The 14,841-nt window shown below is 67.3% G+C and carries 11 protein-coding genes; 6 read left to right on the top strand and 5 right to left on the bottom strand.

Annotation, left to right across the window (positions count from 1 at the left end; translation table 11 throughout):
* Positions 1 to 49 precede the first annotated feature (49 nt).
* The 4 genes from ASE88_RS16560 (at position 50) to ASE88_RS16545 (ending at position 3,563) form a co-directional block, all read left to right on the top strand.
* Positions 50 to 715: a pyrimidine 5'-nucleotidase gene (locus ASE88_RS16560; protein ID WP_056480016.1), complete on the top strand. Its 666-nt coding sequence runs from the start codon at positions 50 to 52 to the stop codon at positions 713 to 715.
* Positions 712 to 1,530 (top strand): 2,3,4,5-tetrahydropyridine-2,6-dicarboxylate N-succinyltransferase, encoded by an 819-nt coding sequence (dapD, locus tag ASE88_RS16555; RefSeq protein ID WP_056480013.1) that lies wholly within the window; start codon positions 712 to 714, stop codon positions 1,528 to 1,530. The genes ASE88_RS16560 and dapD overlap by 4 nt, the downstream gene beginning before the upstream one ends.
* Positions 1,531 to 1,546: 16 nt before the next feature.
* Positions 1,547 to 2,563 carry a class II fructose-bisphosphatase gene (gene glpX, locus ASE88_RS16550; RefSeq protein ID WP_056480010.1) on the top strand — a complete coding sequence of 339 codons (1,017 nt, stop codon included), beginning with the start codon at positions 1,547 to 1,549 and terminating at the stop codon, positions 2,561 to 2,563.
* A gap of 247 nt (positions 2,564 to 2,810) precedes the next feature.
* Positions 2,811 to 3,563 carry a CPBP family intramembrane glutamic endopeptidase gene (locus ASE88_RS16545; protein WP_056480007.1) on the top strand — a complete coding sequence of 251 codons (753 nt, stop codon included), beginning with the start codon at positions 2,811 to 2,813 and terminating at the stop codon, positions 3,561 to 3,563.
* On the opposite strand, the gene ASE88_RS16540 is transcribed toward ASE88_RS16545, so the two are convergent.
* From ASE88_RS16540 to ASE88_RS16520, 5 genes are all read right to left on the bottom strand, one after another.
* The gene (locus ASE88_RS16540; RefSeq protein ID WP_055881242.1) at positions 3,535 to 4,296 is read right to left on the bottom strand and encodes an ABC transporter permease; all 762 of its coding nucleotides are present in this window, start codon (positions 4,294 to 4,296) and stop codon (positions 3,535 to 3,537) included. The two genes, ASE88_RS16545 and ASE88_RS16540, sit on opposite strands and share 29 nt — an antisense overlap.
* On the bottom strand, positions 4,293 to 5,222 hold the full coding sequence (locus ASE88_RS16535) for an ABC transporter ATP-binding protein (RefSeq protein ID WP_056480004.1): 930 nt from the start codon (positions 5,220 to 5,222) through the stop codon (positions 4,293 to 4,295). Before ASE88_RS16535 ends, ASE88_RS16540 begins: the two co-directional genes overlap by 4 nt.
* A 166-nt stretch (positions 5,223 to 5,388) precedes the next feature.
* Entirely contained in the window at positions 5,389 to 6,099 is a 711-nt protein-coding gene (locus ASE88_RS16530; protein ID WP_055881237.1) for a DsbA family protein, read from the bottom strand.
* Positions 6,096 to 7,451, bottom strand: a complete 1,356-nt coding sequence (locus tag ASE88_RS16525; RefSeq protein ID WP_055881234.1) for a M48 family metalloprotease — start codon at positions 7,449 to 7,451, stop codon at positions 6,096 to 6,098. The genes ASE88_RS16530 and ASE88_RS16525 overlap by 4 nt, the downstream gene beginning before the upstream one ends.
* Positions 7,452 to 7,923: 472 nt before the next feature.
* A complete protein-coding gene (locus ASE88_RS16520; protein WP_056480001.1) occupies positions 7,924 to 10,851 on the bottom strand; it encodes a ribonuclease E/G in 2,928 nt (975 codons plus the stop codon).
* A gap of 562 nt (positions 10,852 to 11,413) precedes the next feature.
* On the opposite strand from ASE88_RS16520, the gene ASE88_RS16515 reads away from it, so the two are divergent.
* Together ASE88_RS16515 and ASE88_RS16510 are read left to right on the top strand one after the other, a co-directional pair.
* On the top strand, positions 11,414 to 12,655 hold the full coding sequence (locus ASE88_RS16515; protein ID WP_056479997.1) for an N-acetylmuramoyl-L-alanine amidase: 1,242 nt from the start codon (positions 11,414 to 11,416) through the stop codon (positions 12,653 to 12,655).
* A gap of 160 nt (positions 12,656 to 12,815) precedes the next feature.
* Positions 12,816 to 14,801: an OPT family oligopeptide transporter gene (locus tag ASE88_RS16510; protein WP_056479994.1), complete on the top strand. Its 1,986-nt coding sequence runs from the start codon at positions 12,816 to 12,818 to the stop codon at positions 14,799 to 14,801.
* The last annotated feature ends 40 nt before the right edge of the window (positions 14,802 to 14,841 follow it).

The raw sequence follows: 14,841 nt of genomic DNA, 5'->3' as shown, positions 1-14,841 counted from the left end.
GTCGGAGCCGGCTTGCCCGCCCGGTTCGCGGTGCCTAGAGGTTCGCGCCATGCTTGCCAGCCTCGACCATGTTCGCAACTGGATCTTCGATCTCGACAACACGCTGTACCCGGCGAGCGCGGACCTGTTCGCGCAGGTCGACGCGCGAATGACCGGGTTCATCCAGGATCTGCTGGGGCTCGATCACGAACAGGCGCGGCGCGTGCAGAAGGGGTATTTCCACAATCACGGCACGACTTTGTCGGGGTTGATGACCGAGCATCACGTCGACCCGCACGCGTTCCTCGCGCATGTCCACGATATCGAGATGGACGTGATCGAGCATGACGCGCCCCTGGTCGCCGCGATCGCCAAGCTGCCGGGGCGCAAGCTCGTCTTCACCAACGGCGACACGCCGTACGCGACGCGGATCCTCGACCGGCTGGGCTTGAGCGAGAGTTTCGAGGCGATCCATGACATCCACGCGATGAACCTGATGCCGAAGCCGCACGCGTCGGCCTATGCCGGGTTCTGCGCGGCGTTCGATATCGATCCGGCGCAATCGCTGTTCGCCGACGACATGGCGCGCAACCTGACGCCGGCCAAGGCGATCGGGATGACGACCGTGTGGATCGACAACGGCTCCGAACAGTCGCCCGACGCGGCGCGCGACCATATCGATTTTACCGTGCCGGTGCTCGCACCGTGGCTCGAAACCATCCTGGAGACATCATGACCTTGCAGACCATCATCGACGCCGCCTGGGACGATCGCGCCAACCTCGGCCTGGAGACGAAGGGCGAAATCCGCGATGCCGTCGAGTCCGCGCTGGCGATGCTGGACGCGGGCACTGCGCGCGTCGCCGAGCCGACGGCTGACGGCTGGCAGGTCAATCAGTGGCTCAAAAAGGCGGTGCTGCTCTCGTTCCGGCTGAACGACAACGTCGTGATCGAAGGCGGCTCGGCTGGCGCGCCTGCGTTCGACAAGGTGCCGTCGAAGTTCGCCGGCTGGGGCGACGCAGAGTTCCGCGCGGCAGGCATCCGCGTCGTGCCGGGCGCGGTCGCGCGCCGCGGCAGCTTCATCGCCAAGGGTGCGATCCTGATGCCGAGCTTCGTCAATATCGGCGCCTATGTCGGCGAGGGCACGATGGTCGACGCCTGGGCGACGGTGGGCAGTTGTGCGCAGATCGGCAAGAACGTCCATCTGTCGGGCGGTGCCGGCATCGGCGGCGTGCTCGAGCCGCTCCAGGCCGACCCGGTGATCATCGGCGACGGCGCGTTCATCGGTGCACGCGCCGAAGTCGCCGAGGGCGTTCGCGTCGGCGAGGGCGCGGTTCTGTCGATGGGCGTGTATCTGGGCGCGTCGACCAAGATCATCGACCGCGCGACCGGCGAGGTGTTCAAGGGCGAGGTGCCGCCCTATGCGGTGGTCGTGCCGGGCTCGATCGGCGGCGGCGACGGCAAGCCTGCCTTGTACTGCGCGGTCATCGTAAAGCGGGTCGATGCGCAAACTCGTTCCAAAACCTCGATCAATGACTTGCTGAGGGACTGATCGGGTCGACAACCGGATGGGCGCTGCCTATCCGGGTCGAAACACACCTAGGAGAAATATTTTGACCGCTGCCGCCAGCCAGGTGCTCGACCGCGTCCTCGTTCTCGAAATGGTCCGCGTGACCGAGGCGGCGGCGATCGCCGCGTCCACGCTCGTCGGGCGCGGCGACGAGAAGGCGGCGGATGCCGCCGCGGTCGAGGCAATGCGCGAGGCGCTCAACTCGCTGTACATGGACGGCACCGTCGTCATCGGCGAGGGCGAGCGCGACGAGGCACCGATGCTGTTCATCGGCGAGAAGGTCGGCTCGGCGATCGGCAAGGGTCCGAAGATCGACATCGCGCTCGATCCGCTCGAAGGCACGACGATCTGCGCCACCGCAGGGCCGAACAGCCTCGCCGTGCTGGCGATCGCCGAAGAGGGCGGGCTGCTCAACGCCCCCGACGTCTATATGGACAAGATCGCGGTCGGTCCGGGCTATCCGGAGGGCATCATCGATCTCGACAAGACGCCGACCGAGAACATCATGGCGGTTGCGGCCGCCAAGGGCGTGCCGGCGCGCGACCTGATCGTGTGCGTGCTCGATCGCCCGAGGCATGAAAAGCTGATCGCCGAGCTGCGCGCGGTTGGATGCGGCGTGATGCTGATCGGCGACGGCGATGTCGCCGGCGTGATCGCGACGTCCGATCCGGAGACGACCGTGGACGTGTATATGGGCTCGGGTGGCGCACCCGAGGGCGTGCTGGCATGCGCGGCGCTGCGCTGCGTCGGTGGCCAGTTCAAGGGGCGTCTCCTGTTCCGCAACGACGACGAGCGCGGCCGTGCGGCGAAGTGGGGGATCACCGATCTCGACAAGCAGTACGACCTGTCCGAGCTGGCCAAGGGCGACTGCATCTTTGCCGCGACCGGCGTGACCGATGGCTCGCTACTGGCCGGCGTGAAGCGGAAGAAGGGCAAGATGACCACCGAGAGCGTGGTCATGCGCGCGTCGTCGGGGACGGTGCGTTGGGTCAAGGGCGAGCATCGGACGGATTGATCGGGGCAACACCCGGCGACCGTTCGGCCACGGCGTCCGCTGGCATAGGCAGTTCCTCGGCGGGAGGCCGAAGCGCGTCGCCACTCAGGCGACGCGCTTCTGTATCCAGTCCGCTCCGATAGCGACCCGGCCTTCGCCGGGGTGAGGTATTTGGTTCGGGGTGCGGACCGCAATGCTGTTTCCCCGCGAACACGGGGATCCAGTCCCACCTCCCGCCTTCGCGGGTGAACGAGGAGGAGGGCCCGGCATGATGCTTCCGACCGTCCTTCTATGCGCCACTCTCGTGGCGATGCTCTGGTTCCTCAAGGGCGACCTGCTCGGCTATCGTCGCACCAAGCGTCTCCCCGACACCGCATCACGTCAAAAGACCTACCGCCTGTGGATCGCCAAGGCGGTGATCGCCTTCGTCCTGCCGGCCGCCGCTGGGCTCGCGCTGCTCGAGCGGCTCGACGCACTTATCATGATCCCGTCGGAGTTCGACGACCTTCGCATGCTGCTCCCGCGCTTCGAGGGGGACAGTCGCGCGTTCGTGCTGGGGATGATGGGAGGCGGTGCGCTTGCAGGACTGGCGATCGGCGCGTTCCTCGCGACCCGGCGAAACGGGCGCATGCTGAAGCCGATCGGCAACGTCGGATCGCTCCTGCCGCGCAACCGCGCCGAGATCGCGAACGCCGCCGCCATGGCGATCACGGCAGGCATCGCCGAGGAACTCGCCTTTCGGCTGTTCCTCCCGCTTCTGCTGGCGCTCATCAGCGGCAGCGCGATCGTCGCATTCTGTCTGTCGCTTGCGCTGTTCGGGGCGATGCACCGGTATCAGGGATGGGCCGGCGTCATCGCCACGATGGTCGTCGGCGCATTGTTGACCGCGATTTACGTCATGACCGCATCGCTGTGGCTGGCGATGCTGGTTCACGCGCTGATCGACCTGAATGGATTGGTCATACGGCCGATCGTCGCCGGAGCGTGGCGCGTCAGTTCTTCATCCGCCAGCCGGTCTTGAAGATCAGCGCGATGACGATGAGGCATGCGGCGAGGAAGCCCGCCGTGACCGCGAGGCTGATCCCCACCGCGACGTCGCCCTGCCCGAAGAAGCTCCAGCGGAAGCCGCTGATCAGATAGACGACCGGGTTGAACAGGCTGACGGTGCGCCACGGCTCGGGCAGCATGTCGATCGAGTAGAACGCGCCGCCGAGGAAGGTGAGCGGCGTGATCAGCAGCGCAGGCACGAAGTTCAGCTGTTCGAACCCGTTCGCCCAGACGCCGATGATGAACCCGAACAGGCTGAACGCGACCGCGGTCAGCACCAGGAACGCGATCATCGCGAGCGGGTGTTCGATGCGCAGATCCACGAAGAACGAGGCGGTCGCGAGGATGATGAGGCCTAGGATCACCGACTTGGTGGTCGCCGCGCCGACATAGCCGATCACCATCTCCATCGCCGAGACGGGCGCGGACAGGAGCTCGTAGATCGTGCCGGTGAATTTGGGGAAGTAGATCCCGATCGACGCGTTCGAGATGCTCTGCGTGAGCAGCGACAGCATGATCAGGCCGGGGACGATGAAGCTGCCATAGCCGACGCCGCCGACCTGTTGCATCCGGCTGCCGATCGCACCGCCGAAGACGATGAAATACAGCGAGGTGGTAAGGACGGGGGTGACGAGGCTCTGCCACAAGGTGCGCAGCGCGCGGGCCATTTCGAAGCGGTAGATCGCCCAGATGCCGTGGATATTCATGCGCGCTCTCCGACGAGATCGACGAAGATGTCTTCGAGGCTCGATTTGCTGGTTTCGAGATCCTTGAAGCCGATGCCGAGTTCGGCGAGCTTGCGGAGCAACGAGGGGATGCCGGTGTGATCGGCCTGCGCGTCGAACACGTAGCGCAGACGCTTGCCGTCGTCCTGAAGCGACACGTCCCAGTCCGCCAGTTCGGCGGGGATCACGGTCATCGGATCCTGGAGCGACACGTCGAGTTCGCGCTTGCCGAGCTGCTTCATCAGCGCCGCCTTGTCGTCGACCAGCAGCAGCTTGCCCTTGTTGATGACGCCGACGCGGTCGGCCATCTCCTCGGCCTCCTCGATATAATGCGTCGTCAGGATGATCGTCGTGCCGCCTTCGCGCAGGCGGTGGACGAGCTTCCACATGTCGCGGCGCAGCGCCACGTCGACGCCCGCGGTTGGTTCGTCGAGAAACAGGATCTCGGGCTCGTGGCTGAGCGCCTTGGCGATCAGCACGCGGCGCTTCATCCCGCCCGACAATTCCATGATCTTGGCGTGGCGCTTGTCCCACAGCGACAGGTCGCGGAGCACCTGTTCGATATACGCGCTGTGGCCGGAGCGGCCGAACAGACGGCGGCTGAAGGTGACGGTGGCGAGCACCGTCTCGAACATGTCGACGTTGAGTTCCTGCGGCACCAGCCCGATTCGGCTGCGCGCCTGCTTATAGTCGCGGATCGCGTCGTAGCCGGCGACCTTGATCGTACCGGCGGTGGGCGTGACGATGCCGCAGATGATGCTGATCAGCGTCGTCTTGCCCGCGCCGTTGGGGCCGAGCAGCGCGAAGATCTCGCCGTTGCGGATGTCGAGATCGACGGGGTGGAGCGCGGTGGTACCGCTCTTGTAGGTCTTGGTGACGCCCGCGACGGACAGGATCGGTTCGGTCATTGGCACCCCTTTTTGTGTGGGGGAGATGGGGGTGGGGGGAGCTTATTGATAGGGGGCGGGCTACCCAAATCCCGTCATCCTGGGCTCGACCCAGGATCCAGAACCATGCACGTTCCGATTGTGGCTCTGGGTCCTGACTTTCGTCAGGATGACGGAGTGGGTGGGGTTAGCCCGCCCGCGCTGCCGCTACGGCCTTTTGCAGGTCTTCGAGCGGCAGCGCGCCGGACAGGACTCGGTCGCCGACGACCCAGCTCGGGGTGCCGGTCAGGCCGAGCTTGGCGGCGGTTTCCATGTTCTTGGCGATCTCGGCGTCGGCGGTCTTCGTGAAGCCCGCCTGCGAGAGGTCGACCCCGGCCTTGCCCGCCGCTGCGGCGATCGAGGCGTCGCTGACCGGGCCGCCGGCGTAGAGCGCGTCGTGGAACGGGGCGAACTTGCCCTGCTGTGCTGCCGCCAAGCTCGCGCGTGCGGCAATGCGGCTTTCGGCGCTGAGGATCGGGAGTTCGCGGAAGACGACGCGGACCTTGGGATCGGCGGCGATCAGCTTGGCGATCATCGGCAGGCTCGCACGGCAATAGCCGCAATTGTAATCGAAATACTCGACCAGCGTGACGTCGCCCTTGGGATTGCCCGCCCAGGCGCTGCCGAACGGCGTGAGAATCGCATCGCGGTTCGCGGTGACGGTTTTGCCGGACTCGCGGTCGCGCAGCTTCTCCATCGCCTCGGGGAGGATTTCGGGGTGCGCCAGCACGTAATCATGGACGATCGATTCGACCTGCGCGCGCTCGACGCCGCCGCCTTGCCGATCGAAACCCCAGACCGCGAGGCCTCCGATGACGGCGCCGGCGACAGCGATCGCCGGGAATGTGAATTTGCTCATTTGCGGCGCTTATACTGCTTGGGATTGTCGTCCATCACGTTCTGCGCGGCCATCGCGATATCCTGCGCGCGGATCCAGTCGGTGGTGTTCGCAGGGATATTGGCGAGCGCATATTGCGCGCTGGCCGACGCGGTCCGCATGTCGCCGCCCATGCTTGCGCGCTCGGCGGTCGCCAGCGCGGCGCGCGCGGTGTCGCCGGTCAGTTCGTAGACCGTGCCGAGCTGCATCCAGGCGAACGGGTTCTGGTCGTCGCGGCCGACCGCGGTGCGCAGGACGCGAGTCGCCTCGGGATAGTTCGCCTTGTTCTCGGTCGCTATCAGCGCGTGGCCGAAGGTGGTCGCGATCAGCGGGTTGTTGCGCGAGCCTTCGGTCGCCTCGCGCAACGGCACCAGAGCGTCGGTCGGCTTGCCCGCCTCGAGCAGGATCTGACCCTTGATCTCGAGGAAATAGGGGTCGGTCGGCTCGGCCTTCACCAGCGCGTTCGCCTCGGCATCGGCTTTCTCGGGATAGCCGGCTTTGTGGTACGCATAGGCGCGGGCGTAGTGCGCGTAGATCGACTGGTTGCTGGGCGGGAAGGCCTGCAGCGTCTGGTCGGCGGGCAGGACGTAACCGGCGAGCTTGGCCTTCACGCGGCGGAAGCGCTCCTCGAGCGCGGCGTCGGGCTTGTTGGCCCAGGCGGGCGAGGCCTGGAGATCGGCGGTAAGCGTCGCGACGCGCTCGCCCGACAGCGGATGCGACTGCATGAACGGATCGATGTTCGCGGTACCGAAGCGATATTCCTGCTGCTGCAATTTCTTGAAGAAGCTGAGCATGCCGCGGCCCGAGACGTTGGCCTCGCGGAGGAACTTCGCGCCGGTCGCGTCGGCGGTCGATTCCTGGACTCGGCTGAACGAGAGATAGCTGCCCATCGCCGCCTGCTGACCCGCCGCCATGATGCCCGCGCCGGCTTCGCCGCTGCCCGCGGCCATCGCGGCGAGGCCGAGCACCATCGAGAGCAGGTACATGCCCATGGCGGGCTTGGTGCCGCGGTCGGCGAGGACGACATGGCCGTCGGCGATGTGGCCGAGCTCGTGCGCGATGACGCCCTGGACTTCGTTGGCGTTGTCGGCGGCCTGGATCAGGCCTGAGTGAACGTAGACGGTCTGCCCGCCCGCGACGAACGCGTTGATCGACTCGTCGTTGATCAGGACGACCTTCACGTCGCGCGTCGACAGGCCGGCGGCCTTGATGAGCGGGTTCGACATCTCGGCGAACATCGTCTCGGTCTCGGCGTCGCGAAGAATCGACTGCGCCTGAAGGGGTTGCGTCCAGAGGAGGAGGGCGGTGGCTGCGGCGGCTACGAAGCGCTTCATGCCGGGGGTTATCGTCGATTGGTGGCGGGGGGGCAATGGTCGTGCGGCCGGGCGTGCGGTGGTCGGAGACGCGGGATCGTTCGGGGCGCGCGTCGACGCACTGTTGTGGTGATGGAGGGCGCGCTTGGAAACTGGACCTCCCCGGCGGAGGCCGGGGTCCAATTAGGGGACGGTGCTAATTGAGGGTGGCGCTTCGTTATTGCCACCTTTCCAATCGGGCCCCGGCCTTCGCCGGGGTGGTGGTGGGTGGGGGAGCCGGGGGCGTCCCTCTACACGCCGAACGTCCCAACCGCGCATTGCTCTTGTGTCATGTTCTCCCGCGAAGGCGGGAGCCCAGTCTGTGTCCCCGCCTTCGCGGGGACCCATGTTTTTGGCGCGGGGAACACGTCACCGGTAGCCGTCGTCCGTCCCACAAACGAAAACGGGCGCGGCCTTTCGGTCGCGCCCGTTTCTTTGGTCACAGCGTCCGGCGTTAGCCGAAGGTGCGCTGCCACCAGCCGCGGCGCGGGGCGCCGTCGGGGCCGTCGTTGGTGCCATCGTCGGCGCGGTCGGTCGCGACGTCCTGCGGCTGGACTTCGGCCTTGGGCGGCGTGGTCGCGATCGGCGTATCGAGCGGTTCGCTGGTCGGCGCGGCATCGCCGGCGTCGACCACGGCCGCCTTGCGCGGGCGACCGCGGGGCTTGGCGACCTTGGCAGGCGCGTCCTCGACGACCGGCGTTTCGGCCACCGCGTCCGACGCCTTGCGGCGCGCACGCTTGGGCTTCGGCGCCGCAGCCTCGATAGTCTCGGCGGGCGTTGCGCTCACCTCGTCCATCGTCGCTTCGGCGATCGCCTCACGACGACGGCGGCTCGGCTTTGGCGCAGCCGGCTCGGCCGCGACGGGCTCGGGCGCGACCGGCTCCGGCGCGACCGTCTCGACGTCCGCCTCGACCGCGCGCGGCTTGCGACCGCGGCGGGCCTTGGGGGCTGCCTCTGCAACCGGCTCGGCGATGTTTGCCGCAGCGGCTGCTGCGCGGGCGCGGGGACGACGGCGCATCTTCGGACCGTCCGCGACCTCTGCGACCGGCGCCTCCTGAACGACCGGCTCTTGCGCCGGCTCGTAGGGGGGCTCGGCATAGGTCGATTCAACCGGCTCATACGCCTCGGGCTCGGGGGCCTCGGCGATCAGCTGGGCATCGTCGATGCTGCTGACGGCGACCGACTGGCCGTTCTCCGACCCCTGCTCGTTGCGGCGACCGCCGCGACGTCCGCGACGTCCGCGACGACGACGGCCTTCGCCCTCGACGCCGTTGGCCTGTTCGGCCGACATGATGGTCTCGGCCTCCTCGCCACCACCGACTTCGACGATGTCGCCCTCGACCGCGTCGATTTCCTCGACGTTGGTGTCGGCGTCCTCGAACGAACCCTCGCCGTTGGTGCCTTCGACCGCGCCGTCCTCGCCGGGACGCGCGCGACCGCGACGACCGCGGCGACGACGACGCTTCTTGCCGCCTTCACCGTCCGCATCGCGACCCTCGCGTGGTGCGCGCTGCTCGCCGTTCGCCTCGCGACTCCCTTCGCGACGGCGTGGCTGCTCGGCCTCGGCCTCTTCGACCTCGTCCTCCTCGATCTCGTCCTCGATCTCCTCGGGAAGGTCGTCCTCGTCTTCCTCGATGATCTGGACGAACTTGGGGGCGTGCGCGGGCGGCGGGCCACTGGCCTCGACCGTCATGTGCGCGCCTTCCTCGTCCTGGCCGGGGATGATCTCGACGATCACGCCGTAGCGATCCTCGATCTCGGCGATGTCGGCGCGCTTGCGGTTGAGGATGTAGACCGCAGCCTCCTGGCTCGCGCGCAGCGTCAGCAGCGAGCCGCGACCGCGCGCGGCCTCGTCCTCGATGAGGCGGAGCGCGGAGATGCCCGACGACGATGCGGTGCGGACGAGCCCGGTGCCCTCGCAATGCGGGCAGGCGCGCGTCGATGCTTCGAGCACGCCGGTGCGGAGGCGCTGGCGGCTCATTTCCATGAGGCCGAACGACGAGATGCGGCCGATCTGGATGCGCGCACGATCGTTCTTCAGCGCCTCCTTCATCGCCTTCTCGACCTTACGGACGTTGGAATTGTTATCCATGTCGATGAAGTCGATGACGACGAGCCCGGCCATGTCGCGCAGGCGGAGCTGGCGCCCGATTTCCTGTGCGGCCTCGAGGTTGGTCGCGGTCGCGGTCTGCTCGATGCTGTGCTCGCGCGTCGAGCGGCCCGAGTTGATGTCGATCGAGACGAGCGCCTCGGTCGGGTTGATGACCAGATAGCCGCCCGACTTCAGCTGGACGACGGGATGGTACATCGCCGACAGCTGATCCTCGACGCCCGCGCGCTGGAACAGCGGCACGGGATCGGCATAGTGCTTGATGCGACGCGCGTGCGTGGGCATCAGCAGGCGCATGAACTCGCGCGCCTGGCGATAGCCGTCCTCGCCCTCGACGATGACCTCTTCGATTTCCTTGTTGTAGATGTCGCGGATCGCGCGCTTGATCAGGTCGCTGTCGCCATAGACGAGCGCAGGGGCCGACGCCTGCAGCGTGGCCTCGCGGATCCCGTCCCACAGGCGGGCGAGGTAATCGAAGTCGCGCTTGATCTCGACCTTGCTGCGCTGGAGCCCGGCGGTGCGGACGATGCAGCCCATCGAGGGCGGCAGCTGCATATCGGCCATGATCGACTTCAGGCGCTTGCGATCGCCCGCGTTGCTGATCTTGCGCGAGATGCCGCCACCGTGGCTCGTGTTGGGCATCAGCACGCAGTAGCGACCGGCCAGCGACAGATACGTCGTCAGCGCCGCGCCCTTGTTGCCGCGCTCTTCCTTGACGACCTGGACGAGCAGCACCTGGCGGCGATGGATCACGTCCTGGATCTTGTAGCGGCGGCGCAGGTTCATGCGACGCTCGCGCAGGTCCTCGACCGCGGCATCGTCGCTGCTCGACTTGCGCTTGCGACGTGGGGCGTCGCTCGCTTCGCCGCCTTCGAGTTCCTCGGCGACGTCGGGATCTACCCCGCCATCGTCCTCGAAGCGCTCGATATCGTCCTCGTCGTCACCTTCTTCGTCGTCCGCGTCATAGTCGGCGCGCAGCGCGGCCTCCTCTGCGGCATGCTCGGCTTCCTCGCGGAGCAGCGCGTCGCGGTCTTCCTTGGGGATCTGGTAGTAATCGGGATGGATCTCGCTGAACGCGAGGAAGCCGTGGCGATTGCCGCCGTAATCGATAAACGCCGCCTGGAGCGACGGCTCGACCCGCGTGACCTTGGCGAGGTAGATATTGCCTTTCAGCTGCTTGCGTTCGGCACTCTCGAAATCGAATTCCTCGATCCGGTTACCTTTGACGACGGCGATCCGGGTTTCTTCCCGGTGGCGTGCGTCGATCAGCATGCGCGTTGTCATTATAGAATCTCCGCGCGCGCGCCGGGCCTGTCGGCAGCCGTCGCGCGCTTGATGGTGGGGCGGTCGGACACGGACGTCCTGAGCCGCGGAAGGTATGCAAAACTGCCTCTGCTCGGTTTGCATGCCGCGGGAACTCTCCCTGCGGCGCCCGCACGACCGCGATCCCGTCGGCAAAGGCCGGTCGGAGAGCGGGGCGGGGGGAATGCGTCATTCGAGCGTCAACCTGAATTGCCGCGCCGGCGAGGATCCGCAGGCGGGCGTCGAGACCAGCGCGTCGCTGGTCAAAACCAGGCGACACACGGCTGTACGACAGGACTAGCACTGCATACCCGATCCCGCAATGCGCCACATTGTGTCGGCAAACCGCCCGCAGACACGCGCGCTTCACCGCGGAACTGGGGCAGCAAGGCGCAGAATTGCCGGAGCGGCAGCGCGTTGCCGGCAAATTCGTGGCAAACGGCAAATTAACCGCACACCGCAACGCGCCCTTGTGACACCGGGGCTTACCTGTCCGTGCAGCGATCGGATGTATCGATCAAAGGGGTGTAGCATGGATTTTCGCTGGACCGGCGGCACGTCCGCACGGCAAGGACGCGGGGTGTTGACCGTCATCGCCCTCATGGCCGGCTGGCTGGCGAGCGTGCCCGCCTGGGCGGCGACCGTGCAGAGCGTCGCGATCCGGGACGGGCGGATCGTGATCCGGTTCGACGAGGCGGTCGGCGATGCCGCCAGCCGCGTGCTGACCGGGCCGCGCCAGATCGCGGTCGACGTGACCGGTGCGTCTCCGGGCCGCGAGGTCGCGGCTCGTGGGCTGGTGACGGGCGTCACGCAGATGCGCAGCGGGCATTCGGGAATGCGGATGGTGTTCGATCTCGCCGAGCCGGCGATCGTCACCGATGGCGGGTTCGATTCCGAGGGCCGCGAACTCACGCTGGCGCTGCGCACGGTCGACGACAACCAGTTCGCGCAGGCCGGGATCGCCGGGCCGATCAACTTCTTCCCGTTCAATTTCGGGGCGGCGTCGCGGCCCAGATACAAGGTGTCGGTGCCGGTGCCGCCCAAGGCGCGCGGGGTTCGGCTGCCACGCGTGGAGGGTGACGACACGCGGCCGCTGGTGGTGATCGATGCGGGACATGGCGGCGTCGATCCGGGTGCGATCGGGCCCAATGGGCTGCGCGAGAAGGACGTGACGCTCAAGGTCGCCAAGGCCATTCGTGACGAATTGCTGGCATCGGGGCGCGTGCGCGTGGCGCTGACGCGCAGCGACGACCGCTATCTGATCCTGCGCGAGCGGTACGGCGTCGCGCGGCGGCTGAAGGGCGATCTGTTCATCTCGATCCACTGCGACAGCACCGGCACCGAGACCGCGAGCGGCGCAACCGCGTACACGCTGTCCGAGGTGGCGTCGGACAAGGAGGCAGCCCGGCTGGCGGCACGCGAGAACAAGGCGGACGTGATCTCGGGCGTGAACCTGGGCGAGGCGCCCGCGGACGTGTCGTCGATCCTGATCGACCTGACTCAGCGCGAGACGATGAACGCGTCGGCGACGTTCGCGCGGTTGCTCGGGCGCGAGGCCAAGCCGCTGATGCCGCTCAAAGCGAACTTCCACCGGATGGCGTCGCTGATGGTGCTCAAGGCGCCGGACATGCCGTCGATCCTGTTCGAGACGGGGTATATCTCGAATCCGCAGGACGCGGCGTTCCTGGACAGCGCCGAGGGGCGGCAGCGGATCGCGGAAAGCGTGACGCGCGCGGTCGAGGTCAATTTCGCGCGGCGGATGGCGACGCGGTAGGGTTTGGGGAGGGGGCAGCCCCTTCTTGTTCTCCCGCGAAGGCGGGAGCCCCCGTCTGGACTCCCGCCTTCGCGGGAGAACATGCTTCTGGCGGGCGTTGCGGTTTCCTCCCGCCCCACATCATGCCACAAGTCGCCCGAATTGCTTTGAGGCTGACGACATGACCGACGCGACGCGGGGCGCACCCGAGACGGGGCCCGAGACGAGCCCCGAAACGAGCATTCGCGAGCTTACCTTTCGCGGGATCGTGCTCGGCGGGATCATCACGCTGCTGTTCACCGCGGCGAACGTCTATCTCGGGCTCAAGATCGGGCTGACGTTCGCAACGTCGATCCCCGCCGCGGTGATCTCGATGGCGGTGCTGCGATTGTTCAAGGATTCGACGATCCTCGAGAACAACATCGTCCAGACGATCGCATCCGCCGCGGGCACGCTGGCGGCGATTATCTTCGTGCTGCCCGGCCTCGTTATGATCGGCTGGTGGCAGGGCTTTCCGTTCTTCACCACCGCGGCGATCACGATGTTCGGCGGCGTGCTCGGCGTGCTGTTCTCGGTGCCGTTGCGCCGCGCGCTCGTCGTCGACACCGTGCTGCCCTACCCTGAGGGACGCGCGGCGGCGGAAGTGCTGAAAGTCGGCGCGGGCAGCCGCGAGGGCGGCGAGGAGAGCGCGCGCGGGCTCGGCATCATCGTCGCCAACGCGGTCGTCTCGGCGGGCTTCGCGATCCTCACGCAGACCAAGCTGGTCGCGGCCGAGGCCGCGACGTGGTTCCGCGTTGGCGCGGGCGCGACCGGGATCTCGGGCGGGCTGTCGTTCGCGCTGCTGGGCGCGGGGCATCTGGTCGGCATCTCGGTCGGCATGGCGATGTTCGCGGGCGTCATCATCGGCTGGTGGATCCTGCTGCCGATCCTGACCTCGGGAGGGAGCATCACCGGCACCGCGGAGGTGATCGCGACCACGGTGTTCCGCTCGGACGTGCGCTTCTTCGGTGCGGGCGTGATCGGCGTCGCGGCGATCTGGACGTTGCTCAAGATCGCAGGACCCGTGGTCGGCGGCGTGCGCTCGGCGCTGGCGGCGTCGGCGGCCAAGCGGGGCGGCGAAGTGCTGGCGCTGGAGGAGCGCGACATTCCGATCGGGATCGTCGGGATCGGCTCGCTCGCGATGCTCGTGCCGATCGGCATCCTGCTGTGGACGGTGTTGCAGGGCGGTCCGCTCGAGGCGTCCGCGATCGGGCTCATCGCGGGCAGCCTGATGTTTATCCTGGTCATCGGCCTCGTGATCGCGGCGGTCTGCGGGTATATGGCCGGGCTGATCGGCGCGTCGAATTCGCCGGTCTCGGGGATCGGCATCCTCGCCATTCTCGCCGCCTCGATCCTGCTGGTGTCGTGGTTCGGCCGCGCGGTCGAGCCGGGGACGACGCAGGCTCTGGTCGCCTACGGGCTGATCGTGACGGGGATTGTGTTCGGGATCGCGACGATCTCCAACGACAATCTGCAGGATCTGAAGACGGGCCAGTTGGTCGGCGCGACGCCATGGAAGCAGCAGGTCGCGTTGCTGATCGGCGTGGTGTTCGGATCGATCGTGGTGCCGCCGGTGCTCAACCTGCTTGGCAGTACGCTCGGGTTTGCGGGCGCGCCGGGGGCGGGGCCCAATGCGCTGGCGGCCCCGCAGGCGGCGCTGATCTCGGCGCTCGCGAAGGGTGTGCTGGGGGGTAATCTCAATTGGGCGATGATCGGCTATGGCGCGCTGACGGGCGTGGTCGTCATCGCGGTCGACGAGCTGCTGGGCAAGGCGGGCAAGCTGCGCTTGCCGCCGCTCGGCGTCGGGCTGGGCGTGTATCTGCCGATGTCGGTGACGCTGCCGGTCACGATCGGCGCGGTCGTGGGGTTTGCGTATGATCGTTGGGCGGATCGGGCGCGGGATCCTGAGTTGGCCAAGCGGATGGGTGTGTTGACCGCTACCGGCATGATCGTCGGGGAGTCGCTGTGGGGCGTTGGCTTTGCGGGGATCGTGTATCTGACGAACAAGGAGACGCCGTTGGCGGTGGTTGGGGATGGGTTTGCTAGCGTAGCGCTGGTCGGCGGGACGCTGCTGTTCGGCGTGCTGACTTGGGTGATGTACCGCCGGACGATGGCGGTGTCGCGGTAGGCGCGTGCCCCCACCCTTCCCACTCGGCAAGAGCCGGGCG

This window comes from Sphingomonas sp. Leaf38 (assembly GCF_001421825.1).
In the GTDB taxonomy this organism is placed as follows: Bacteria; Pseudomonadota; Alphaproteobacteria; order Sphingomonadales; family Sphingomonadaceae; genus Sphingomonas.
Note: the sequence above shows the minus strand (reverse complement) of the source record. Positions and strands in the feature narration are given on the sequence as shown.